Origin of the sequence: Mesorhizobium japonicum MAFF 303099, assembly GCF_000009625.1 — a bacterium.
Taxonomy (GTDB): Bacteria; Pseudomonadota; Alphaproteobacteria; order Rhizobiales; family Rhizobiaceae; genus Mesorhizobium; species Mesorhizobium japonicum.
On record NC_002678.2, the window covers coordinates 6799746 to 6822229 of the forward strand.

Below are 22484 nucleotides of genomic sequence, written 5' to 3' on the forward strand. Positions count from 1 at the left end.
CTCGCTGTCCGGTGGAATGCAGTAAGATCTGCAGACCAAGCTTTCCACGGACTTTGGGGGTGCTTCAGCTAGCCACTCGGTTTCGGTGCTGCATGGCGCCGCGCTGGCAGCCTTCAGGCTGCCTAGCCGCAAGGAACATCTTGAAACCCGATCGATCGCGTTTCGCCGGCGACCGGCAATCAACCCTGAAGCGATTGCAGGATAAATGGAACCATACCGGCGCGCGGCTTTCCCTGATAAAAGCAATGATATGAAGGTCTGAGATAGGGACCGCCAAAGATTGCCTCGTATTCGCTGGCAAAAGCCTCCCACCTGTTTTTGCCCGAGGTCGCCACGGAATCATGGACCTGGTGAAACGTCCCCTCGCTGAGCAGGCAGACATTGCGCGCATCAGGGCGCGTCACGTAGCGACGAAATATCTCGAGATTTGCCAAGCCTCCGCCTGGGGACGTGAAACGTTCGTCGAAGCCGCCATGTCGGTCGAACAATGTGCGGCTTATCGAGAAAGAATTGCTTTCCGTGATGTCGCCGAAGAAACCATTGCTTGAGGAGCCGGCTAATACCGAAATCCCGAACAGCCCGTCCGACTCGTCGGGCCAGCGCACGGCACGGATCAATCCATCTTCGATCTCTGCCCCATATCCTTCCGGCACCGACTGCATCTGCACCTTGGGACCAATGTGCCAGGACAGCGAGAACACAAAGGCATCCTCCATCCTGTCATGAGCTTTTACAGTCTCATCGATCAGTCGCTCGGAAAATATGCGGGCGCCATCGATGGCAAACAACAAAATCTCCCCTTTGGCGATTTCGCGGGCAGCCCAATTCAAAGCAAACACCGGCGATTGCCTGGGGTCTGGCGCTCTCACGATTTGCGCATTTGGCGGCAGATTGTCGTATGTGAGCGGCGTGCTCGAACCGTTGTCGACGACGATGACTTCGTATTCATCCTCCTTCAGTCCCTTCTGATAGGGAGCGGTCGCGGACAGGATCGTGCGGGGTGCCTCGCGCGCCATATCGTAGGCACAGATGATGACCGAGAGACGCGGCCTGCGCTGCGGCAATGCTGGCGCCGCGCGCCGGTCCGATTGCTTCGACGCCTTGGCCGTGCGCCGTGCCGCGATGATCCCAAGATCGTTAGCCAACAGATCCGTGGCGCGTGGCTGCATGTGGTCGCGGATGGCTGCAGCGGTTGGGAATGACCACTTCCCAGCCAATATGTCGGCTTCGATGGCGCCATAGTTGCCGGCGAGCACGTCCGACGATGGATCGAGCCGGGTCACCAGGCCGAAACCCTTCATGTCGACATCATAAACCCGAATGTCCAGATCGGGCCGGTAGTGGCGAAGAATAGGTACCAGGCGATAGACATCACCAGTCCAGATAGTTGTATTGCGTTGCCGCGATGCGTAGTCCATGTGCTGTGGCAGCAGGTCATCAATGACAATGACGCTGTCTGGACTGGCATGCTTCTCCAGATTCATGAAATCGCGCAGAGCGAATTCGACAAGATGCAACCCGTCGATGAACGCCAAATCGATGGGGGCCCCGAGGATTTGCGCTACGTCATCGCGTGCGAAGAAACTGTCGCTGGTGGTGTTGAACAACCGCGTGGGGGCGGTCAACGCGACCTTGATCTCATAGTCGGGATCGATGCCGATGGCCGGAACTCTCGATAGAGCCAGGCTATAGCCCAGTCTGCAGCCGATCTCGCAATAGTTTGCCGGCCGAAGCGTTTCATGGGTCAGCCCCAAGGCGTCTAGATAGTTCAAAAGACAGTCTTCCTTGTTGACGGAATCTGGCAGGGTACTGGCACACTATACGCAAAAAACCCGCCAGCCAGACATGGCTGCAAGTTTCTTGGTGCTGGCAGAATGCTTCGCGCGAGCGAAGTGCTTGTTGGCTTCCTCGAATTCTGCATCTTGGTGACCAGGTTTCGACGACCAAAGGCTGGACATTCCGCCCGCCTGAACGCATGACCGTTCGAAGCCTGGAGTGATGCAATGGCCCGTTTTATGGCCCTGGTGACCGCGTGCGTTTTGGCAGGGTCCTGCGCCGCCGCACAGGGGCTGTTTGGCGCCCCGCCGGCAAACGCCCCGGCGCAGACCGCGCCGGGCGACGGTGGGTCGCCGCCCGCGAATGCACCAGGCGGCGCGGTGGAACCGGCAACGCCACCCCTGGCATGGCCGCCGTCCGAGCCGGCCGCGCCCGTGTTGCCGGGATCGCCGACGGCAGTGGTCAGGCCGTTCTACGAACATATTGGGCTGGAACTCGATCCAGCCCAGCGCAAGAATTTTGTCGATCCGGCCAAGACGGTGCTCGACAAGAGCGATGCGCTGCGGGCGTCGGGGCAGGGCGAATGCCTCGACGCCAATATGGCGCTCGACAATGCCGACTACGATAAGCTCGCAATCGAGAAGAGCCTGAAAAGCATCGAGGCCGTGAACGGCGATCAAGCCAAGGTGGTCGTCGCCTTCGTCGTCGAAGGTCACCAGCACCGTCTCGAATGGAAGCTCAAGAAGGTTGGCGGTGACTGGAAGATTTCCGACCTTCTGTCGGTGACCGGCGAATGGGCGCTCAGCCAGTATCAGTGCGAGTGAACCGGCGGCTCAGCCGCGCCCGCGATAAGGGGCGACGCCCGTGTCCGGCAGCCAGGCGCCTTCAGGTGGAGCGCCGGTCTGCCAGAAAACGTCGATCGGAATGCCGCCGCGCGGATACCAATAGCCGCCTATGCGCAACCATAGCGGCTTGGTTGCTGCAACGATGCGGCGGCCGATCATGACGGTACAATCCTCATGGAAGGCGCCGTGGTTGCGAAACGAGGTCATGAACAGCTTCAGCGACTTCGATTCCACCAAAGCCGCATCGGGTGCGTAGTCGATGACGATATGGGCGAAATCCGGCTGGCCGGTCACCGGGCAAAGCGAGGTGAATTCCGGGCAGGTGAAGCGCACGATCGCCGGTGGGCCGTCGCCGCGCGAAAACGGCACGGTTTCCAGGACCGCTGCTTCGGGGCTCTGTGGCGTCTCGACGTGCGCGCCGAGCTGGGTAAGGGTTTTGGTATCGATCATGGGCGGGGTTCCTTCGAATTTGCCGCTCATTAGCATCGGACTGAAAAGTGCGCAGCGGTTTTCGGACGAATCCGATGCTTAAATAGGAAATGCGGCAGCACCTGCTGCTCCAATTTGAAACCGCAGGAAGACGATGACCAGCAACGACCCGCTTCTCCAGCCCTACCAGCTCAAGCATTTGACGCTGAAGAACCGGGTGATGTCGACCAGCCACGAGCCGGCCTATTCCGAGGACGGCATGCCGAAACAGCGCTACCGGCTCTACCATGCCGAGAAGGCCAAAGGCGGCATGGCGCTGACCATGACCGCCGGCTCGGCGATCGTTTCGCGCGACAGTCCCGCGGCCTTCGGCAATCTGCATGTCTATGACGACCGCATCGTGCCTTGGCTGGCCGAACTCGCCGAGGCCTGCCACGAGCATGACTGCAAGGTGATGATCCAGATCACCCATCTTGGCCGCCGAACCGGCTGGAACAAGGCCGACTGGCTGCCGGTGCTCTCGGCCTCGCCGGTGCGCGAGCCGGCGCACCGCGCTTTCCCAAAAACCATCGAGGACTGGGACATCGAACGCATCGTTGCCGACTATGCGTCGGCCGCCCAGCGCTGTCAGGCCGCTGGCCTCGATGGCATCGAGTTCGAGGCTTACGGCCATTTGATGGACGGCTTCTGGTCGCCGGCCACCAATCATCGCGACGACGAGTATGGCGGCTCGCTCGACAATCGCCTGCGCTTTACCAACATGGTGCTGGATGCGGTGCGCGCAGCGGTTGGCGAGAAGTTCGTCGTCGGCATCCGTATGGTCGCCGACGAGGATTTTTCGCAAGGCCTGTCGAAGGAGGAAGGTATCGAGATCGCCAGGCGGCTGGCCGGCTCCGGCAAGGTCGATTTCCTCAACATCATCCGCGGTTCGATCGAGAGCGATGCGGCATTGACCAAGGTCATTCCGGTGACCGGCATGCGGTCTTCGCCGCATCTCGATTTCGCCGGCGAGGTGAGGGCGGCAACGAAGTTCCCGACCTTTCATGCGGCGCGCATCTCGGATGTCGCCACCGCGCGCCATGCGATCGCCACCGGCAAGCTCGATATGGTCGGCATGACCCGTGCGCACATTGCCGATCCGCACATCATCAGGAAGGTGATGGAAGGCCGCGAGCACGAGATCCGCCCTTGTGTCGGCGCCACCTATTGTCTCGATCGCATCTATGAAGGCGGCGAGGCGCTCTGCGTCCACAACGCGGCGACTGGCCGCGAGGCCGAGATTCCGCATATCATCGTCAAGACCGAAGGCCCCAAGCGGAAAGTCGTCGTCGTCGGTGCCGGCGCCGGCGGACTGGAGGCGGCGCGTGTCGCAGCCGAGCGCGGCCATCAGGTCACGATCCTGGAGGCGTCCTCGCAAGCGGGTGGTCAGGTACGTCTGGCAACGCAGAATCCGCGCCGCAAGGAACTGATCGGCATCATCGACTGGCGGCTTGCCGAACTCGACCGGCTAGGCGTCGAGATCCGCTACGACACCTGGGCGGAAAAGGACGATATTTTGGCACTAGCACCCGATGTGGTGATCGTCGCCACCGGCGGCCTGCCGCAGAATCCGCCGCTGTCGGCCGGCGACAATCTCGTCACGTCGAGCTGGGACATCATGGCCGGCAGCGTCAAGCCTGCCGAGAACGTGCTGCTCTTTGACGACAATGGCGGCCATCAGGGCATGGGCGCGGCCGAGCTGATCGCAAATGCGGGCTCGAAGCTGGAACTGGTTTCGCCGGAGCGTTTCTTTGCCCCCGAAATGGGCGGCATGAACCACGTGCCCTATATGCGCGCTTTCCAGGAAAGAGGCGTCACCATCACCATCAACACGCGCCTGCGCTCGGTGCGGCGCGAAGGCAATCAACTGGTCGCCGAACTCGCTTCGGACTTTGCCGACGGCTGGCGCGGGGAGCGCAGGGTCGACCAGGTGGTGGTCGAGCACGGCACGGCGCCGCTCGATGATCTCTACCTCAGCCTGAAGCCGCTTTCGAAGAATGGCGGCGCGATCGACTACGAACGTCTGGTCGGCGGCGGCGACATTTTCCCGGTCCGCAATCCCGAAGCAGGTTTCGTGCTGCTGCGTATCGGCGATGCGGTCGCCTCGCGCAACATTCACGCCGCCATCTATGACGGCATCAGGTTCGGCCTGCGGATCTGACGCGCAATCCGCCCAAGCCGTCGGAATTGCCAATGTTGGTGGCGCGCGGTCGGACCTGCATACGAGAGCCCATGTATGCCGGCCTGGCCGCGCGCCCGCACGTCATTGGCTCATCGCCGGATAACGTGCGATTAGTGAACTGGGGGGCTGCTCAGACCATCCTGGCGATCGCCATGCACAGCACCGTGACCACCAGCAGCCACGCAGCGATGCGTTCGCCCATGGCCATTCTGGCGCGCAGTCGCGTTTCAATTTCCGCATTGGCGCCGGCAAGCTGCCGGCTCGGCGCCCTGACCATGGCGCCGAGCACGCCGGCGGCGGCGAAAGCCGCGAGGATGCCGAGTGCAAGCACCATTTCCATCGAGCCGAAATAGGCGCCATGGAAGAAATACCACAGCAGCGCGCCCGTCAGAAAAACCATGCCGGCAGCGCCCAGCTGCGGCCGGATGAAGCGTTCCGCCTTGATCTCGGGATCGCGGGCTAGCGTGACGGTGGTGCCGGCCCAGAACACCCCTGCCATGACGTGTAGACCGATGACGACGATGTAGACATATTGCATGACGGCTCTCCTCTCTCATCTGCAGGACATCTAACAATTAGATATCTAACAGTTAGATGTCAATGTATAAATGCAGAGTCAGTTCCATCTGGGAAAAACACCGTCTAGTGTCCGGCAATGACGCCTTTTGAACGCCCGCCAATCGGCATGAATCTCGGCCGCACCGCCAAACTTGTCGCCCAGGCCTTTGACGCCGCTTTGGTCGAAGCGGGCGGCACTTTGCCGGTTTGGCTCACGCTGCTGTCGGTCAAGTCGAGCGAGCTCGCCAATCAACGCGAACTCGCCGGCATGATCGGCATCCAGGGCGCGACTCTGACCCACCACCTCAACGCGATGGAAGCACAGGGTCTGCTGACGCGCCGCCGCGATCCCGTCAACCGCCGGGTTCATCTGGTTGAGTTGACGCAAGCGGGAGAAGCGCTGTTCGAGACGTTGCGGCAGGCCGCGCTTGCCTTCGACAAGCGGCTTCGCACAGGACTGCCGGACGAGCGCCTGGCGGAGTTTGCGCAGGTACTGGCTGCGCTGCGCTACAATGTCGAAAGCTAGGAATACCGGACCATTGGCTCAGTGGTCATAGTTCGGGATCGTTCCAAAGGCGTAGTGGCGCAGCTTCAGCGCGGTGATCAGGTCGGTAAGCTTCGTCTTGCCGTCAAAACCGTCCTGGAACATCTCGTCATGCATCAAGAGGATCAGCTTGCCCGGTTTGGCGAAGTGGCCATAGCCGAACAGATGATCGATCTCGCTGACCAGATGATCGACGCTCTGTACCGGCTCGCCGCTGTCCTTGTGCACCCATTCGTGATCCCAGCCATAGAGATAGAAGCCGGAAGCAGCGACGAACTCGTAGTCGGGGTCTTCGCGGCCGGCTTGCGCGGGGCCGAGCGAGTTGTCGTCCTTTGACATTGACGGCAGCCGGAACACATCGCGCCCGGGCAGTCGCGCATGCACCGCGGGCTTCAGGCCCAGCACGACATTCGCCATGAGCATGTCGGCAACCACTCCTTCCGTATCACCATAGAAGTGCCGGTAGTGATTATAGGCATGGGTGTAGCTATGGTTGCCGATCGTCACCAGCGGCATCGCCTTGGCGCGCCGCACCAGTGCCTTGTTTGACGCACCGGCCTCGGCATGCATGCCGACCATGAACAGTGTTGCCGGAACCTGCTCCGCCTCCAGCACGTCGAGGATGTTGCTGGTGCCGTTCAGCGGGCCGTCGTCGAAGGTGAGATAGATGATGCGATCTGCCCCATGGGCCGGCAGCGCGGACATCAGAACGGCCGCCAGGACAAACTGAAAGAATGTCATAAGCTCCAGCGATCCGATTGCACTTGCGACAGGCCGCCATTTCGGCGGCTGGTTGTCAAGCCAGGCCGCTACGCCAGGCTGCCCTGCAGGACCCGCAGTTTGGCCTTCTTCGGCATGCGGGCGGTCAGCCATTCCAGCGCCTTGTCCTGCGGCATCGGGAAGGCGATGGAGTAGCCCTGGACCTGGTCGCAGCCGATCGCCATCAGTGAGTCGAGTTCGGCCTCTGTTTCAGCACCCTCGGCAACGATGGAGATGCCTAGGCCGCGGGCAAGCTCGGTAATAGCGCGCACGATCTTCGAGTTGTCGCCGTTCTCATGGATGTTCTGGACGAAGCGGCGGTCGATCTTGAGCCGGTCGATCTCATTGGGATTGACGTGGCTGAGCGACGCATAGCCGGTGCCGAAATCGTCGAGTTCCAGATGGATGCCGGCGGCCCTGATGTGACGCAGCTTCGCCGCGATGCCTGTCTTCTCGTCGTCGAGAATGACGGATTCGACGATTTCCAGCGACAGTTTCTGCGGCGGCAGTCCGGCCTTTTCCAGCGTCTCGAACAGGAACGCATCGAAATCGTGCTCGCGCAGCTCGGTGCCCGAGACATTGACGGCAAGCCGCCCGAAGGCAATCCCGGCGCGGTTCCATTCGGCGGCTTCGTTGATCGCCTTGCCGATTACGATGCGGCCGATCTCCGGCATGAAGCCGCATTTCTCGGCGACCGGAATGAATTCGCCCGGCGAGATCATGCCGCGCTCGTGATGGTTCCATCGCACCAGGGCTTCGATGCCGCTGATCGTGCCATCGGTCAAGGAGACCTGCGGCTGGAAATAGACCTGGAATGCCCGCTCGGAGATGGCGACCTTGATGTCGTGTTCGAGCTGCTTGCGGTAGTCGAGCTCGCGGCGCAACTCCTCCGAGAAGAACGAGAAATTGCCGCCGCCCAGTTTCTTGGCGGAGTAAAGCGCCAGATCGGCATGGACGAGCAGGTCCTGCGCGTTGTCGGCGTCGATCGGATAGACGGCGATGCCGCCGCTGGCGCCCGGAAGAATGGTGGTGCCCTGGAAGACGATCGGCTCGTTGATATGCGCCAGGATGCGTCGCGCGAGCATGTTGATGTCTTCGGTGCTGCCCGCTCCGTTGAGGATCATCACGAATTCGTCACCACCGAGGCGCGCGCACAGATCCGACGCCCGGCAGGAATCGCGCATGCGCTGGGCCGTGACGACCAGGACATAGTCGCCGGCGGCGTGGCCGAGCGTATCGTTGATCTGCTTGAAGCGGTCGAGGTCGAGCTGGACCACCGCCAGCCGTTCGCGCCGGCGATGCGCGCCCTTGATCAGCGTGTCGAAATGATCGGTCAGGAAGGTCCGGTTGTGCAGGCCGGTCAGGCCGTCATGAACCGCGATGAAGGCCATCGAATTGCGCGCCTCGACCAGTTCACGTGTCTTGCGCAGGATCGCGTTGGACATCGGCCTGAAGATGAACAGCGCCACCAGCAGGATGACGCCAAGGGTGGCGTAGAACAGCGTGCGGTGGAGTGCGAGCAGCTTTTCGGAGCGCTCGTCGGCATCGGCGCTGATGCGCTGTCCGAGTGCGGCATAGCCCGACAAGGTGGCGTTGGCGACCGAGGCATCGAGGTTGACGCGTTCGGCGCCGCCCTTGTAGCCGTCATTGTCGAGGTTGAGTTGCGATTCAAGGGCCGAGATCAGACGGTCGCCATTGGCGATCAGCCCGACCGAGAAATAATCGAGATGGAAGGGCTTGGCGAAAAGCACGCTCTCGATCGACTTCGGATCGAGCTTGGCCGGCGATTGCGGATCCGCGCCGGTCTGCTCGAGCAACAGATCGTAGTTGGTCTCGAACTCGGCGGTGGCCTGCTTCAGTGCGCTGACCAATGCCGGTCGCTTGTCACGCGCGGCGGCACCCGTTGCACTGGCCAGGAAGACGATGCGCTGCGACAGGGTCTTCTGCGTGCCGACAATATCGAGCAGGGTGTTGTTGTGCTGCTGCGTGGCCATCGTCTGCTGCAGCAGGACGAAGGAGGCCGCGACCATGGCGGCGATGATCAGCAGCGCCAGCCAATAGCCGGCCTTGATCAGCAGTATGAGCTTGCCTGAAACGGTTTGCACCGGCTGCTGCGACATGTTCGGGGGCGGCCCTCTCGCCAACGGATTCCTGTATGACCACCATTGAACCGCAAACGTTAACAGGACCGGAAACCGAGAACCGGATGGCAAGGGGAAGACACGGAAAGATCGCGGAATGGTTATCGGCTCCTTTCACCGCCGGCCTGCATTTGAACATTGGTTGGCGCGAGTGTACTGGTGGCCCGGGCCATGCCCGTGCGTCACATCCGATACTGCCCGCCCACCCCATCCGGTCGCTTTTGCGATGGATTTTTTGCGCGGGCAGGACGACAGTCTGCCCACGTCAAACGGGACCTGATCATGACCGCAGCTTTTCTCTCCCATATCGACAGCGAACTTGCCGGGCTCAAATCGGCCGGCCTCTACAAGTCCGAGCGGGTGATTTCCTCGATGCAGTCGGCACAGATCGAGGTCGGCGGCGAGAAGGTGCTGAACTTCTGCGCCAACAACTATCTCGGCCTCGCCGATAACGCCGACCTGCGAAAGGCGGCCTCGCAGGCTCTGGACCGCTATGGCTACGGCATGGCCTCGGTACGCTTCATCTGCGGCACGCAGGAGGAACACAAGGAGCTCGAGGCGACGATCTCGTCCTTCCTTGGCCTGGAAGACACCATCCTCTATGGCTCCTGCTTCGACGCCAATGGCGGCTTGTTCGAGACGCTGCTTGGCGAGGAAGACGCGATCATCTCGGATGCGCTGAACCATGCCTCGATCATCGATGGTGTCAGACTGTCGAAGGCCAAGCGCTTCCGCTACGCCAACAACGACATGGCCGATCTCGAGGCGCGGCTGAAGGAAGCCAGGGATTGCCGCTTCCGGCTGATCGCCACCGACGGCGTGTTTTCGATGGACGGCATCATCGCCAACCTGAAGGGCGTCTGCGACCTTGCCGACAAATACGATGCCATGGTCATGGTCGACGACAGCCATGCGGTCGGCTTCGTCGGCAGGCAAGGCCGTGGCTCGGCCGAGCATTGCGGCGTCGAGGGCAGGGTCGACATCGTCACCGGCACGCTCGGCAAGGCGCTCGGCGGCGCTTCCGGCGGCTACACATCGGGCAAGAGGCAAGTGGTCGACTGGCTGCGCCAGCGCTCGCGACCCTATCTGTTCTCCAACACGCTTATGCCGGCGATCGCCGGCGCCTCGATCAAGGTGTTCGAGCTGATCCGCAATGGCGACGCCTTGCGCGAACGCCTCTATGCCAATGCGGCGCGATTCAGGTCTGAGATGGGCAAGCTCGGCTTCACGCTGGCCGGCGCGGACCACCCGATCATCCCTGTGATGCTGGGCGAGGCGACGCTGGCGCAGGAGATGGCGGCGCGCATGCTGAAGCGCGGCATCTATGTCATCGGCTTTTCCTTCCCGGTGGTGCCGAAAGGCCAGGCGCGCATCCGCACGCAAATGTCGGCGGCGCATACCAGCGCCGATATCGACAGGGCGGTCGAGGCCTTCGGCGCGGTCGGCAGGGAACTGGGCGTGATTGCCTGAGCGGCCGGCGCCGAAAAGCGATTCCGGATCAAGAGATTCAAGGGACAAAAGAATGTCGAACATGATGAAGGCGCTGGTGAAGGCCAAGGCCGAACCGGGCATCTGGATGGAAGAGGTGCCGGTGCCGGAGATCGGCCCCAACGACGTGCTGATCAAGATCAGGAAGACGGCGATCTGCGGCACCGACGTGCACATCTACAATTGGGACCAGTGGGCGCAGAAGACCGTGCCGGTGCCGATGGTGACCGGCCATGAATTTGTCGGCACGGTGGCCGATTTTGGCGCCGCGGTCACCGAATACAAGGTCGGCCAGCGCGTCTCGGGCGAGGGCCACATCGTCTGCGGCCACTGCCGCAACTGCCGCGCCGGGCGAGGGCATCTCTGCCGCAACACGCTCGGCGTCGGCGTCAACCGCCCCGGCGCCTTCGGCGAGTATCTGGCGATCCCGCAACACAATGTCGTGCCGATCCCCGACGATGTGCCGGACGAGATCGCCGCGATCTTCGATCCCCTGGGCAATGCGGTGCATACGGCATTATCCTTCGATCTTGTCGGCGAGGACGTGCTGGTCACCGGCGCCGGGCCGATCGGCATCATGGGCGCGCTCGTTGCCCAATGCGTGGGCGCGCGAAAAGTCGTCATCACCGATATCAACCCGGTGCGGCTGGCGCTGGCGAAGAAACTCGGTGTCCAGCATGTCGTCGACGCCTCGAAGGAAAAGCTGCGCGATGTCATGCCAGTGCTCGGCATGACCGAGGGTTTTGACGTCGGCCTCGAAATGTCGGGCGCCGCCCCCGCCTTCCGCGACATGATCGACACCATGAACAATGGCGGCAAGATCGCCATTCTGGGCATCGCGCCCACCGGCTTCGAGATCGACTGGAACAAGGTCATCTTCAAGATGCTGCATCTCAAAGGCATCTACGGCCGCGAAATGTTCGAGACCTGGTACAAGATGATCGCGCTGGTCCAGGGTCCTCTGGATGTTTCGGGCCTGATCACGCACCGCATCGGCATCGACGATTTCCAGGAGGGGTTCGATGCGATGCGGAGCGGCAGTTCCGGCAAGGTGGTGATGGATTGGTAGGGTCGAGCCCATTGGTTTCACATAGGGACCCGAGATGGCAGAAAACGAACACGGACGTATCATTGCTTCGCAGGCAAAGATCGTATTGCAGCCAGTCGGATTTCGGCGAAAGGGGCAATCACGTGTCTGGATCGCTGATCGCGGCTTCTGGCTAAGTGTAGTCGAATTTCAGCCCAGCTCTTGGTCCAAAGGCTCTTACCTCAACCTTGCGGTTCACTGGCTTTGGGGGGCGCTCCCGGAAACCGTTACCTTCGATCGTGCTGAGCGCATTGGACAGTTCGTACCGTTCGAGAGCCCGGAACAGTTTCTGCTGGCGGTTGATAAAATGGCCAAGAAGGCAATCGAAATCGATCAAGTTCACCGATCGATGTTCCCTTCCGTGCAGGCGACAGCGACGATACTCGTGAATGAATTGCAGCCGGGAGCACACGGCGAGTGGGCAGCATTCCATGCCGGGGTGGCGGCTGGTTTGGCTGGTGATTTTGAAACAGCAAGGCGGCTGTTTGAAAGCGCTCAAAGACACGCGGCTTCGCAAGCGCAGGCGCTCCTGGCCTACATCGATGATCCGGCGGCATTTCGAAGCCGTGTCAGAGGCTTCATTGAAGCCGAACGCGCCTACTACGGTCTAGGGGCGTTACCTGCCGCATTTGAGATCTGATTTCAGCGACGGCCGAACCCGTGGGAAGATCTCAACCCATGAGTTTTGCCTCCAGCGCCGCCACCCCATTCACAATCGCCGCTCGCTCTTCCGCACTCAGCCTCGCCAGCAGTTCCCTTTCAAACGCCTTCGCCAGCGGCAACATCTCGCGATAGGCGGCAAGCCCCGCTTTGGTCAGCGCCAGGTGCTCGACTCGTCGGTCGTTTTCATCGGGCGTGCGCGTCAGCCAGCGCCGCCGCTCGAGTTCGGCCACCGCGCGCGAGACCTTGGTCTTGTGCATGGCCGACTGCTCGCCGAGCTCGGTCGCCGTCATCGTGCCGCGCTGGCCGAGGCCTGAAAGCGTGCGCCACTCCGGTCGCGTCAGGCCGTGGCGATCCCGATAGATCCTGGAGAATTCGCGGCTGACGGCATCGGCAAGCCGGTAGAGGCGATAGGGCAGGAAGCTTTCCAGCTCCAGAATGTCGGGTTCCATGACGCGCGCCGTGGCCGTTGATAGTTACATTTTAGATGGTTACAAATGAAACCAGTTTGGTCAATACCGGCAGACTTGGCTTTGTGAAGCTTGGAGCCGGGATCAAGGAGGATCGGATGGCCTTTTCCTACATGCCGGGTTTCGGCAACGATTTTGAGACCGAGACACTGCCCGGCTCACTGCCGCAGGGCCGGAACTCGCCGCAGCGGCCGGCCTACGGCCTCTATGCCGAGCAGCTTTCCGGCTCGCCCTTCACCGCACCGCGCGGCACCAATGAGCGCTCATGGCTCTATCGCATCCGGCCAAGCGTCAAGCACACCGGCCGGTTCAAGGCAGCGAGCTATCCCCTGTGGAAGACCGCGCCCAATGTCGGCGACCACGAACTGGCGCTTGGCCAGTATCGCTGGAATCCGGTGCCGATGCCGAAGGAGCCGACCGATTTCATCCAGGGCATGCGCAGCATAACCACGGCCGGCGACGTGCTCGGGCAGACCGGCATGGCAGCCCATGTCTATGTTGCCAACCGCTCCATGGTCGACGATCATTTCTTCAATGCGGACGGCGAGTTGCTGGTCGTCCCGCAGGTCGGCGCCTTGCGCTTCGTCACCGAAATGGGTGTCATCGAGCTTCGGCCTGGCGAGATCGCCGTGCTGCCGCGCGGCCTTGTCTTCAAGGCCGAGCTGGTCGACAAGGACGTGCGCGGCTATGTCTGCGAAAACTACGGCGCCAAGCTGACCTTGCCCGATCGCGGCCCGATCGGCGCCAATTGCCTGGCCAATCCGCGCGACTTCAAGACGCCTTGCGCCTGGTTCGAGGAGAAGGAGACGCCGTGCCGGCTGATCGTGAAATGGTGCGGCAATTTCCACGTCACCGAGATCGGCCATTCGCCGCTCGACGTCGTCGCCTGGCATGGCAACTACGCGCCCTACAAATATGATCTGGCGACCTTTTCGCCGGTCGGCGCCATCCTGTTCGATCACCCCGATCCATCGATCTTCACCGTGCTGACGGCGCCGAGCGGCGAGGAAGGCACGGCCAACATCGACTTCGTCATCTTCCCGCCGCGCTGGCTGGTTGCGGAAGATACGTTCCGACCGCCCTGGTATCACCGCAACATCATGAGCGAGTTCATGGGGCTGATCCACGGCCAGTACGATGCCAAGGAAGAAGGCTTCGTTCCCGGCGGCATCAGCCTGCACAATCTGATGCTGGCCCATGGCCCGGATGCGCCCGGCTTCGAAAAGGCCTCGCGCGCGGACCTGAAACCGGTCAAGCTCGACAACACCATGGCCTTCATGTTCGAGACCCGTTTCCCGCAGATGCTGACCCGCTACGGCGCCGAGCTGGAAACCCGGCAGGACAATTACATCGACTGCTGGGCCGACCTGAAGAAGCGTTTTAACGGCACGCCCGAGGGCGACTGGTCTTGAGCGGCAAGCCAATGCCGGACCGGCTGGTGCTGCTGGGCTCGAAGGGCGGCCCGGCGCTGCGGCCAGACGGGCCGTGGCCGAGCTCGTCCCTCCTTGAGATCGGAGGGCGGACCATCGTCGTCGATTGCGGGCTCGGCGTGACGCGCGGCCTGGTCGATGCCGGGATCAGCCTGAAGGCGCTCGACCTGATCTTCATCACCCATCTGCATTCCGACCATGTGCTGGAACTCGGGCCGCTGGTCCACACCGCCTGGACGGCGGGGCTGGCGACGCCTGTCACCGTGTTCGGCCCGCCCGGCACCGGCCATTACTGGCGGCGCTTCTGCCAGGCGGTGGAGTTCGACATCGAAATCCGCATCGTCGATGAGGGCCGGCCTGATATTCGCGAACTGGTTTTGGTCAGCGAAATTCGCCGAGGGCCATGTGCTCGATCAACACGGCCTGAAGGTGACGGCGCTTCGCGTCCATCATCCGCCGGTGACCGACTGTTTTGCCCTGCGCTTCGACCAAGGCGGCAAAAGCGTGGTGTTCTCCGCCGATACGGCTTTCTTTCCGCCGCTCGCCGATTTCGCCAAGGATGCCGACATTCTCGTCCACGAAGCCATGCTGGAGGAGGGCATCGAGCGGCTGGTTGCCAGAACTGGCAATGGTGCTCGGCTCAAGGAACATCTGCTCGCCAGCCACAGCTTTGCTGAAGAAGCCGGGCGTATCGCCAGCGAAGCCGGCGTGAAGAGGCTGGTGCTCAACCACCTCATTCCCGCCGACGATCCCGACATCGGCGAGGCGGACTGGCTTGCCGCTGTCAGGAAAACATGGGCCGGCGACTTGACGATCGCCCGCGACGGCCTTGTTGTGGAATTAAGCGGCGCCAAAGCCGCACAAGGAGAGGAAACCGCATGAAGCTTGCCACACTGAAGGACGGGACGCGCGACGGGAAACTCGTCGTCGTCTCGCGCGACCTGACACAGTACACCGATGCCTCGTTCCTGGCGCGCACGCTGCAGGCGGCGCTCGACGATTGGCGCAGGGTCTCGCCGCATCTCGGCACAATAGCGGAATCGCTGGAGAACAATGCCGTGCCGTCCGCCCGCTTTCACGAGCACGACGCGCATTCGCCGCTGCCGCGCGCCTATCAATGGGCTGACGGGTCCGCCTATGTGAACCATGTCGAACTGGTGCGCAAAGCGCGCGGCGTCGAGATGCCGGCGAGTTTCTGGACCGATCCGCTGATCTACCAGGGCGGCTCGGACTCCTTCATTGCGCCGCGCGACCCGATCCGCATGGCCGACGAAGCCTTCGGCATCGACATGGAGGCGGAAGTCGCCGTCATCGTCGACGACGTGCCGATGGGCGCTAGCCTCGAAGAGGCGCGCGCCGCGATCCGGCTGGTCATGCTGGTCAACGATGTCACGTTGCGCGCGCTCACCGGGCCGGAACTGGCCAAGGGATTTGGCTTTTTCCAGTCAAAACCCTCCTCGGCTTTTTCGCCGGTCGCGGTGACGCCGGACGAACTGGGCGATGCCTGGGACGGCGGCAAGGTCAGCCTGCCGTTGCTTGCCGATCTCAACGGCAAGCCCTTCGGCCGCGCCAATACCGGTGTCGACATGACCTTCGATTTTCCGGCGCTGATTGTGCATGCCGCCCGCACAAGGCCGCTGGCGGCAGGCACCATCATCGGCTCGGGCACCGTCTCCAACAAACTCGACGGCGGTCCGGGCAAGCCTGTCTCGGCCGGCGGGGCCGGTTATTCCTGCATCGCCGAACTGCGCATGATCGAAACCATTGCGTCAGGCGAGCCCAAGACTCCGTTCCTGCGCTTTGGCGACACGGTACGCATCGAGATGAAGGACAGTACGGGCCATTCGATCTTCGGCGCCATCGAGCAGAAGGTCGAGAAATACCAGGGATAGGGGATACGGAGGTTTCAGCGGTGAATCTTCTGGATCATCTACGCCGCATGGCCGGCAACAATCTCTGGTCGAACGACCGACTTTATCGTGCCGTGCTCGCGCTCAAGCCGGGTGAGTTCGAGGCCGAGCGCACCAGCTTTTTCCCGTCGATCAAGGCAACACTCAACCATGTTCTGGCGGTCGATTATCTCTATCTCGATTTTCTCGAAGAGGGCGGCGTCGGTGCTGCGGCCCATGATGATTTCGTGCCCTTCGACGAACCGCAGCCGCTGTTTGCCGCTCAGATGGCCGCGGACCGCCGGCTGATAGCCTTCTGCGATGGCCTGTCGGAAGCCGATCTCGATCGCCGCGTCATCACCGACCGGCGCGCGGACGGCATGATTCCCGAGCGCATCGGCGACATCCTTGCCCACGTCTTCCTGCACGATATCCACCACCGCGGCCAGGTGCATGCGATGCTGTCCGGCACATCGGTTGTACCACCGCAGCTGGACGAGTTTTTGCTCGACTATGATGCGAAGCTGAGGAAGGCAGAGGTCGAGCGGCTGGGGTTGTGATCGACCAACTCCCAATGTTGGCGCCGCCCCTCATTGCCCTGTCGGGCATTTCTCCCCGTGAACGGGGAGAAGGAGGCTGGGCGCAACGCTGGCGCCATTTTCTGCAACGCTGGTAATTTGAGCGTTATGCCGCCTTGCCATCCACCTTGATCACGCCGCGCTTGATCTGGTCCTGCTCGATCGATTCGAACAGCGCGCGGAAATTGCCTTCGCCGAAGCCTTCGTCGCCCTTCCTCTGGATGAACTCGAAGAAGATCGGGCCGATCACGGTTTTCGAGAAGATCTGCAAAAGGATCTTCGTCATGCCGCCGTCGACCACGCCTTCGCCGTCGATCAGGATGCCGTGCTTCTTCATCCGCTCGATCGGCTCGTCATGGCCGTTCACCCGGTCGTACGACATGTCGTAATAGGTCTCAGGCGGGCCGGGCATGAATTTCAGCCCGTTGGCGGCCAGCTTGTCGGTGGCGGCATAGATCTCGTCGGTGCCGACCGCGATGTGCTGGATGCCCTCGCCATTGTACTTCTTCAAATACTCGGCGATCTGGCTGGTCTCGTCCTTGGATTCGTTGAGCGGGATGCGGATCTTGCCGCAGGGCGAGGTGATGGCGCGGCTGACCAGGCCGGTGATCTTGCCGTCAATATCGAAGAAATGGATCTGCTTGAAGCCGAACAGTTCGCGGTAGAAATCCCACCACTTGTCCATCTGGCCGCGATAGACATTGTGGGTGAGGTGGTCGAGATAATAGAAACCGACGCCTTGCGGCCGCGGGTCGCGCGCACCAAGCCATTCGAATTCGGCGTCGTAGGCCGAGCCCTTTTTGCCGTAAGCATCGATGAAATAGAGCAGCGAACCGCCGATACCAACAATGGTCGGCACGTCAAGCGCCTTGTCTTCGCCTTCGTAAGGCGTGGCGCCCTTCGAGACGGCATGGTCGAACGCATGCTTGGCATCGACCACGCGCCAGGCCATCGAGGCGGCACACGGGCCGTGCTTGTCGGCGAATTTCATGGCATGCGAGCCCGGCTCGGCATTGACGACATAGTTGATGTCGCCCTGGCGCCAGACGGTGATGTCCTTGGTACGGTGCTTGGCGACCGCTGCATAGCCCATGCGGGTGAACAACTCGGCGAGCTTCTGCGGCTCCGGATGCGCGAATTCGACGAACTCGAAACCATCGGTGCCGGCCGGGTTGTCCTTGCTGATTTTGGCGGGCGGGGCGTCGTGCGGGAAGGGACCCATGGCATTCCTCCAAAGCTGGCTCGGCCTGAAGAGGCCATCGGATGACATCATAGCGCGGAGCCGGCGCATGGTGCTTGCATTCAAACGCTTGAAATGATGATGTCATGCGCGAAGCATGCATGTTGAGAGACAGAACCATGGATGAGACGCGTATTGATCAATTTGACCGCAAGATAATGGCGCTCCTGCAGGGCGATGCGCGGTTGACCAACAACGATCTCTCGGAGCGGGTAAATCTCTCCGCATCGCAATGTTCGCGCCGCCGCCAGCGGCTGGAGGAGGACGGCTACATCAAGGGCTATCGGGCGGTGCTCGACCGCGACAAGCTCGGCTTCTCGCTGGTCAACGTCATCTCGGTGACCCTGGCCACCCACAACCGCGACAATGCGCGACGCTTCGGCGAACTGGTGGCGCGGCTGCCGGAAGTGCAGGAGGCGCACGCGCTGACCGGCGAGATGGACTATATCCTGAAAGTGGTGACGCCCGACCTGAAGTCGCTGTCGGAGTTCGTCAACGGCGTGCTTCTGCCGCACGAATCCGTGCAGCATGTGAAGACGGCGATCGTGCTTGAAACTTTGAAGGAAACCGGCGCGTTGCCGATTTAGCCCTTCGACTGCTGGATCAGCCCGTACAGATTCGTGCAGCGCGCGCCCGAGCGGCAATAGGCGAACACCGGTCCTTCCAATTCGTCCAGCGCCTCGGCCTGGTCCTCGACATTCTCTGCAGTGATCTGGCCGCTGATGACGGGGATATAGCGGAAGGCGAGGCCGGCGGCTTCGACCGCCGATCCGATGCTTTGGGCCGAAGGCTGGCCGGGCTGCTCGTCGTCGGGCCGGTTGCAGATGACGCTCTTGAAGCCGGCTTCCTTGATGGCGGCGACGTCTTCGGGCTGGATCTGGCCAGAGACCGAATAGTCGGCGCTGATTTCGCGGTATTCCATCGCAGCATCCTCGCAATCTGATTTGCAGGGAGTCTTGCCACTCCCCGACGTGGCCGGCAATCCGCCAGCGGAAATCGTTCTGCAGAGATAGACGTTTCCGGCGAGGATTCCAACGGGCAGACCGCGCCACAGGTCGGGCCGGAAGGCCTCGGCCCGAAAAGGCGGAGACCGGCTTCGCCTTTCCGAGAGCGGCGCTCCTCAGCTGCCGAGGATCGCGCCTTTGATCTGGCGGATGTTGTTGTGCATCATGTCGATATAGGTCGATCCCGGACCATCGGGCTGCGACAGCGCATCCGAATAGAGCGTGCCGCCCACCTTGATGCCGGTTTCGCTGGCGATCTGTTCGATCAGGCGCGGGTTGGTGATGTTTTCGACGAAGATCGCCGCCGCCTTGTCCTGCTTCACCTGCTCGACCAGCTTGGCGACATCGGCGGCCGACGGTTCGGAATCGGTTGAGATGCCTTGCGGGGCGAGGAAGGTCAGGCCGTATTCGTGCTCGAAATAGCCGAAGGCGTCATGCGAGGTGATGACGACGCGTTTAGCCTCGGGGATCGACTGGATCGCGGCCTTTACTTCGCCTTCCAGCGCGTCGAGCTTCTTGGTGTAGGTGGCGGCATTGGTCTGGTAGCTGACGCAGCCATCGCTGTCGGCCGCGCAGAAAGCCTCGGCGATGTTCTTCACATAGATCTTGGCGTTGGCGATCGACTGGAAGGCGTGCGGGTCGGTCACCGTCTTGCCGCCGCCGGTACCGGCGCCTTCGGCCGCGTCGGCGTCTGCGAATTCAGGCTTGAAGTCGATCGGGGTCACGCCCTTGGTCAAGGTGACGATCGAGGCCTTGGTGGCGCTGGCATCGACCAGCCGCTGCAAAAAGCCTTCGAAATGCAGGCCGTTGACCAGAACGATATCGGCCTTGGCCATGGCCACCGCGTCGGCCGGGCTCGGCTCATAGACATGGGCGTCGCCATCCGGGCCGACGATGGTGGTGATGTCGACACGGTCGCCGCCAACATTCCTGGCGAAATCGGCAATAACCGTGAAGCTGGCGACGACTTTCAGGGGCGCCGCGAGGGCCGACGAAGCGCCAAGCGCAGATAATGTTATAACGCTCATCGCCAGGGCGGCGCGGATGGATTTCAGCATAAGCAGTCTCCTTCAGGGGCGGTGGATCAGGCCGTTCTGTGACGGTGATGGATGATGCGGGCGCGCAGAATGCCGCGCGTGCCAAACAGGATCGAGGCGAAGTAGACGACACCGGCCGACAGGATGATGGCCGGGCCGGACGGCAGCGAGGCGTGATAGGACAAAAGCAGTCCGGCGATGCAAGAGGCAAAGCCGATCAGCACAGCCAACACGCACATCGGCTCGACGCGCACCGTCCAGAAGCGGGCGGCTGCCGCCGGCAGCATCATCAATCCGACCGACAGAAGCGTGCCGAGCGCCTGGAAGCCGCCGACAAGGTTGAGCACGACCAGGCCGAGGAAAATGAAATGCACCGGGCTGCCCATGCGGCTGACCGACCGCAGGAACAGCGGATCGAGGCACTCGGCGACCAGCGCCCGCCAGAAGATGGCGAGGCTGACCAGCGTCACCGCGACGATGCCGCCGATCAGCGTCAGCGCCTCATTGTTGAGCGCCAGCACCGTGCCGAACAGCACATGCATGAGATCGACGCTGGAGCCGCGGATCGACACCATCAGAACGCCGATGGCCAGCGAAATCAGATAGAAGGCCGCCATCGAGGCGTCCTCGCGCTGGATGGTGAAGCGCGAGACCGCACCGGCGCCGAGCGCCACGATGATACCGGCGATCAGCCCGCCAACGGTCATCGGCAGGATTTCCAGCCCATAGAACAGGAAGCCGGCGGCCGCACCCGGCAGGATGGCATGCGCCATGGCATCACCCGACAGGCTCATGCGCCGCAGCATCAGGAAGACGCCGATCGGGCAGGCGCCGAGCGACAGCATCAGCGAGCCGAACAGCGCCCGCTGCATGAAGCCGAAATCGGCGAAGGGTGCGATGAAGAGGCCGTAGAGCGCGTCCATCAGGCAGCCCTCGGCCCGGCGCCATGGTGATGGTCGTGATCGTGTCCATGATGATCGTGGCCATGGGCATGATCATGACCGTGCGCGTCCGGTTCGCACCAGGGCGCGTTCTCCTCCCAGGCTTCATGGAAACGGCGGGCGCGCAGCAGGTTTTCCGGCTTCAGCGTTTCGCGCGTTTCGCCCCAGGCGATCGGCTGGCGAGCTAGAAGCAGGGTTTCGGGGAAATTCTGCCGCACCAGATCGAGATCATGGACGACGACCATGATGGTGCGTTCCTCGCCATGCCAGCGCTTGATCAGGGCGATCAGATCGCCGACCGTCTTGGCATCGACGGCATTGAACGGTTCATCGAGCAGGATGAGGTCGGCATCCTGCAGCAGCACGCGGGCAAACAGCGTGCGCTGCAGCTGGCCGCCCGACAGCGTATCGATCGGCCGCTTCTCGAAGCCGCCAAGGCCGACCGCCATCAGTGCCTGGCTGACCGCCGCGCGATCTTCTGACGTGTAGCGGCCGAGCATGCCGCGCTTCGGCCAGAGACCGAGCGAGACCAGATCGACGACGCGCGCCGGAAACGAACGATCAAGCTCCGATTGCTGCGGCAGGTAGGCGGCGCGCACGCCCGGGGCGCGAACAACCTCGCCGGCCATCGGCTTCAGCACGCCGACAATGCCCTTCATCAGCGTCGATTTGCCGGAGCCGTTGGCGCCGACAACGGCGGTCAGCGAGCCCTTGCGGATCGTGCCGTCGAGATGGTGGATCGCCGGGTGGCTGTTATAGCCCAGCGTCAGGTCACGGAATGTCAGGCAGGTCTGGGTCATGTCGTTCCGTGGAGCAGCGAAATCCGGCCGCGGGGAGGGCCGATTGGATATGTGATGTTATTACATTAGTCAACAAGCCAATCGGGCGGAATTGCGACCGGCGGCTCAACTTGCCGTGAATCTCGCTTGTCGCTGGTCCAAGGGGATTCGGCCCCGGCGGCCTTGCCGGAAGGGAACCGCAACTCTAAACAGTCGCCACCCATAACAGGAAGGAACCTCCCATGAGTATTCGTCGCATCGATGTTGGCCCGCGCATGAGCCAGATCGTCATCCACGGCAACACCGTCTATCTGGCAGGCCAGGTCGGCGAGCCCGGCGGCAATGTCGCCTCGCAGACCCGCGACATCCTGGCGACCATCGACGAATTGCTGGCCAAGGCCGGAACCGACAAGAGCAAGATCGTCCAGGCGATCATCTGGCTGGCCGACATGGGCACCTTCGCCGAGATGAATTCGGAATGGGACAAGTGGGTGCCGCAGGGCCACACCCCCGCCCGCGCCACCGGCGAAGCCAAGTTGGCTGGTCCGGAGTATCTGGTCGAGATTATTGTCACGGCGGCGATTTAAGGCACGGCCTTCCACCTCCCC

At 62.2% G+C, this 22484-nt stretch carries 22 protein-coding genes and 1 pseudogene; 12 read left to right on the top strand and 11 right to left on the bottom strand.

Annotated elements, in window-relative coordinates; all coding sequences use genetic code 11:
* Nucleotides 1-179 precede the first annotated feature (179 nt).
* A complete protein-coding gene (locus tag MAFF_RS38585; protein ID WP_157866130.1) occupies nt 180-1772 on the bottom strand; it encodes a class I SAM-dependent methyltransferase in 1593 nt (530 codons plus the stop codon).
* 231 nt (nt 1773-2003) lie between these two features.
* Between MAFF_RS38585 and MAFF_RS33685 the strand changes: the two genes are divergently transcribed.
* Nucleotides 2004-2600 (top strand): hypothetical protein, encoded by a 597-nt coding sequence (locus MAFF_RS33685; RefSeq protein WP_010915502.1) that lies wholly within the window; start codon nt 2004-2006, stop codon nt 2598-2600.
* A 9-nt stretch (nt 2601-2609) separates the two neighbouring features.
* On the opposite strand, the gene queF is transcribed toward MAFF_RS33685, so the two are convergent.
* A complete protein-coding gene (queF, locus tag MAFF_RS33690; protein ID WP_010915503.1) occupies nt 2610-3071 on the bottom strand; it encodes a preQ(1) synthase in 462 nt (153 codons plus the stop codon).
* Between the two features lie 133 nt (nt 3072-3204).
* Here queF and MAFF_RS33695 point away from each other — a divergent pair, with 133 nt between their 5' ends.
* On the top strand, nt 3205-5250 hold the full coding sequence (locus MAFF_RS33695) for an FAD-dependent oxidoreductase (RefSeq protein WP_010915504.1): 2046 nt from the start codon (nt 3205-3207) through the stop codon (nt 5248-5250).
* A gap of 151 nt (nt 5251-5401) precedes the next feature.
* Here the strand turns inward: MAFF_RS33695 and MAFF_RS33700 are convergent, their stop codons facing one another.
* Nucleotides 5402-5809 carry a hypothetical protein gene (locus tag MAFF_RS33700; protein WP_010915505.1) on the bottom strand — a complete coding sequence of 136 codons (408 nt, stop codon included), beginning with the start codon at nt 5807-5809 and terminating at the stop codon, nt 5402-5404.
* A 147-nt stretch (nt 5810-5956) separates the two neighbouring features.
* On the opposite strand from MAFF_RS33700, the gene MAFF_RS33705 reads away from it, so the two are divergent.
* Nucleotides 5957-6355 (top strand): MarR family winged helix-turn-helix transcriptional regulator, encoded by a 399-nt coding sequence (locus MAFF_RS33705; protein ID WP_244420691.1) that lies wholly within the window; start codon nt 5957-5959, stop codon nt 6353-6355.
* 18 nt (nt 6356-6373) lie between these two features.
* Here the strand turns inward: MAFF_RS33705 and MAFF_RS33710 are convergent, their stop codons facing one another.
* Nucleotides 6374-7114, bottom strand: coding sequence for a polysaccharide deacetylase family protein (locus MAFF_RS33710; RefSeq protein WP_044550169.1), 741 nt, complete (start codon nt 7112-7114; stop codon nt 6374-6376).
* Between the two features lie 68 nt (nt 7115-7182).
* Nucleotides 7183-9252 (bottom strand): EAL domain-containing protein, encoded by a 2070-nt coding sequence (locus tag MAFF_RS33715; protein WP_044550172.1) that lies wholly within the window; start codon nt 9250-9252, stop codon nt 7183-7185.
* A 303-nt stretch (nt 9253-9555) separates the two neighbouring features.
* On the opposite strand from MAFF_RS33715, the gene MAFF_RS33720 reads away from it, so the two are divergent.
* From MAFF_RS33720 to MAFF_RS33730, 3 genes are read left to right on the top strand one after another with little or no spacing between them, the layout of a single operon-like run.
* Complete coding sequence (locus MAFF_RS33720) at nt 9556-10743, top strand: glycine C-acetyltransferase (protein WP_010915509.1); 1188 nt, start codon at nt 9556-9558, stop codon at nt 10741-10743.
* 52 nt (nt 10744-10795) lie between these two features.
* Nucleotides 10796-11830: an L-threonine 3-dehydrogenase gene (gene tdh, locus MAFF_RS33725; RefSeq protein ID WP_010915510.1), complete on the top strand. Its 1035-nt coding sequence runs from the start codon at nt 10796-10798 to the stop codon at nt 11828-11830.
* A 34-nt stretch (nt 11831-11864) separates the two neighbouring features.
* Entirely contained in the window at nt 11865-12488 is a 624-nt protein-coding gene (locus MAFF_RS33730; protein ID WP_010915511.1) for a DUF4304 domain-containing protein, read from the top strand.
* Between the two features lie 31 nt (nt 12489-12519).
* On the opposite strand, the gene MAFF_RS33735 is transcribed toward MAFF_RS33730, so the two are convergent.
* The gene (locus tag MAFF_RS33735; RefSeq protein WP_010915512.1) at nt 12520-12960 is read right to left on the bottom strand and encodes a MarR family winged helix-turn-helix transcriptional regulator; all 441 of its coding nucleotides are present in this window, start codon (nt 12958-12960) and stop codon (nt 12520-12522) included.
* Nucleotides 12961-13076: 116 nt separating this feature from the next.
* On the opposite strand from MAFF_RS33735, the gene hmgA reads away from it, so the two are divergent.
* The 4 genes and pseudogenes from hmgA to MAFF_RS33755 all read left to right on the top strand — a co-directional run bounded on the left by hmgA (nt 13077) and on the right by MAFF_RS33755 (nt 16857).
* Complete coding sequence (gene hmgA, locus MAFF_RS33740; protein ID WP_044551694.1) at nt 13077-14390, top strand: homogentisate 1,2-dioxygenase; 1314 nt, start codon at nt 13077-13079, stop codon at nt 14388-14390.
* Nucleotides 14391-14401: 11 nt separating this feature from the next.
* Nucleotides 14402-15290 (top strand): annotated as a pseudogene (locus MAFF_RS33745) (MBL fold metallo-hydrolase).
* Complete coding sequence (locus tag MAFF_RS33750; protein ID WP_010915515.1) at nt 15287-16300, top strand: fumarylacetoacetate hydrolase family protein; 1014 nt, start codon at nt 15287-15289, stop codon at nt 16298-16300. The pseudogene MAFF_RS33745 and the gene MAFF_RS33750 overlap by 4 nt, the downstream one beginning before the upstream one ends.
* A 20-nt stretch (nt 16301-16320) precedes the next feature.
* Complete coding sequence (locus tag MAFF_RS33755) at nt 16321-16857, top strand: DinB family protein (RefSeq protein WP_010915516.1); 537 nt, start codon at nt 16321-16323, stop codon at nt 16855-16857.
* Between the two features lie 124 nt (nt 16858-16981).
* On the opposite strand, the gene hppD is transcribed toward MAFF_RS33755, so the two are convergent.
* On the bottom strand, nt 16982-18097 hold the full coding sequence (hppD, locus tag MAFF_RS33760; RefSeq protein ID WP_010915517.1) for a 4-hydroxyphenylpyruvate dioxygenase: 1116 nt from the start codon (nt 18095-18097) through the stop codon (nt 16982-16984).
* Between the two features lie 137 nt (nt 18098-18234).
* Between hppD and MAFF_RS33765 the strand changes: the two genes are divergently transcribed.
* Entirely contained in the window at nt 18235-18702 is a 468-nt protein-coding gene (locus tag MAFF_RS33765; RefSeq protein ID WP_032933331.1) for an Lrp/AsnC family transcriptional regulator, read from the top strand.
* On the opposite strand, the gene MAFF_RS33770 is transcribed toward MAFF_RS33765, so the two are convergent.
* From MAFF_RS33770 to aztA, 4 genes are all read right to left on the bottom strand, one after another.
* Entirely contained in the window at nt 18699-19037 is a 339-nt protein-coding gene (locus MAFF_RS33770) for a TIGR01244 family sulfur transferase (RefSeq protein ID WP_010915519.1), read from the bottom strand. The genes MAFF_RS33765 and MAFF_RS33770 overlap by 4 nt on opposite strands.
* A gap of 198 nt (nt 19038-19235) precedes the next feature.
* On the bottom strand, nt 19236-20177 hold the full coding sequence (gene aztC, locus MAFF_RS33775) for a zinc ABC transporter substrate-binding protein AztC (RefSeq protein WP_010915520.1): 942 nt from the start codon (nt 20175-20177) through the stop codon (nt 19236-19238).
* A gap of 26 nt (nt 20178-20203) precedes the next feature.
* Nucleotides 20204-21079 carry a zinc ABC transporter permease AztB gene (aztB, locus tag MAFF_RS33780; protein ID WP_010915521.1) on the bottom strand — a complete coding sequence of 292 codons (876 nt, stop codon included), beginning with the start codon at nt 21077-21079 and terminating at the stop codon, nt 20204-20206.
* Nucleotides 21079-21897: a zinc ABC transporter ATP-binding protein AztA gene (gene aztA, locus MAFF_RS33785; protein WP_010915522.1), complete on the bottom strand. Its 819-nt coding sequence runs from the start codon at nt 21895-21897 to the stop codon at nt 21079-21081. Before aztA ends, aztB begins: the two co-directional genes overlap by 1 nt.
* A 221-nt stretch (nt 21898-22118) precedes the next feature.
* On the opposite strand from aztA, the gene MAFF_RS33790 reads away from it, so the two are divergent.
* Entirely contained in the window at nt 22119-22463 is a 345-nt protein-coding gene (locus MAFF_RS33790) for a RidA family protein (protein WP_010915523.1), read from the top strand.
* Nucleotides 22464-22484: the final 21 nt, after the last annotated feature.

What these genes read in the sequence shown, in the direction of transcription:
- aztC (WP_010915520.1), bottom strand. Translation starts at nt 20,177, where the DNA reads ATGCTGAAATCCATCCGCGCCGCCCTGGCGATGAGCGTTATAACATTA.
- MAFF_RS33705 (WP_244420691.1), top strand. Translation starts at nt 5,957, where the DNA reads ATGAATCTCGGCCGCACCGCCAAACTTGTCGCCCAGGCCTTTGACGCC.
- MAFF_RS33735 (WP_010915512.1), bottom strand. Translation starts at nt 12,960, where the DNA reads ATGGAACCCGACATTCTGGAGCTGGAAAGCTTCCTGCCCTATCGCCTC.
- MAFF_RS33770 (WP_010915519.1), bottom strand. Translation starts at nt 19,037, where the DNA reads ATGGAATACCGCGAAATCAGCGCCGACTATTCGGTCTCTGGCCAGATC.
- MAFF_RS33685 (WP_010915502.1), top strand. Translation starts at nt 2,004, where the DNA reads ATGGCCCGTTTTATGGCCCTGGTGACCGCGTGCGTTTTGGCAGGGTCC.
- MAFF_RS33700 (WP_010915505.1), bottom strand. Translation starts at nt 5,809, where the DNA reads ATGCAATATGTCTACATCGTCGTCATCGGTCTACACGTCATGGCAGGG.
- aztA (WP_010915522.1), bottom strand. Translation starts at nt 21,897, where the DNA reads ATGACCCAGACCTGCCTGACATTCCGTGACCTGACGCTGGGCTATAAC.
- MAFF_RS33720 (WP_010915509.1), top strand. Translation starts at nt 9,556, where the DNA reads ATGACCGCAGCTTTTCTCTCCCATATCGACAGCGAACTTGCCGGGCTC.
- hppD (WP_010915517.1), bottom strand. Translation starts at nt 18,097, where the DNA reads ATGGGTCCCTTCCCGCACGACGCCCCGCCCGCCAAAATCAGCAAGGAC.
- aztB (WP_010915521.1), bottom strand. Translation starts at nt 21,079, where the DNA reads ATGGACGCGCTCTACGGCCTCTTCATCGCACCCTTCGCCGATTTCGGC.
- MAFF_RS33790 (WP_010915523.1), top strand. Translation starts at nt 22,119, where the DNA reads ATGAGTATTCGTCGCATCGATGTTGGCCCGCGCATGAGCCAGATCGTC.
- MAFF_RS33710 (WP_044550169.1), bottom strand. Translation starts at nt 7,114, where the DNA reads ATGACATTCTTTCAGTTTGTCCTGGCGGCCGTTCTGATGTCCGCGCTG.
- MAFF_RS33730 (WP_010915511.1), top strand. Translation starts at nt 11,865, where the DNA reads ATGGCAGAAAACGAACACGGACGTATCATTGCTTCGCAGGCAAAGATC.
- MAFF_RS33750 (WP_010915515.1), top strand. Translation starts at nt 15,287, where the DNA reads ATGAAGCTTGCCACACTGAAGGACGGGACGCGCGACGGGAAACTCGTC.
- MAFF_RS33765 (WP_032933331.1), top strand. Translation starts at nt 18,235, where the DNA reads ATGGATGAGACGCGTATTGATCAATTTGACCGCAAGATAATGGCGCTC.
- queF (WP_010915503.1), bottom strand. Translation starts at nt 3,071, where the DNA reads ATGATCGATACCAAAACCCTTACCCAGCTCGGCGCGCACGTCGAGACG.
- hmgA (WP_044551694.1), top strand. Translation starts at nt 13,077, where the DNA reads ATGGCCTTTTCCTACATGCCGGGTTTCGGCAACGATTTTGAGACCGAG.
- tdh (WP_010915510.1), top strand. Translation starts at nt 10,796, where the DNA reads ATGTCGAACATGATGAAGGCGCTGGTGAAGGCCAAGGCCGAACCGGGC.
- MAFF_RS33715 (WP_044550172.1), bottom strand. Translation starts at nt 9,252, where the DNA reads ATGTCGCAGCAGCCGGTGCAAACCGTTTCAGGCAAGCTCATACTGCTG.
- MAFF_RS33695 (WP_010915504.1), top strand. Translation starts at nt 3,205, where the DNA reads ATGACCAGCAACGACCCGCTTCTCCAGCCCTACCAGCTCAAGCATTTG.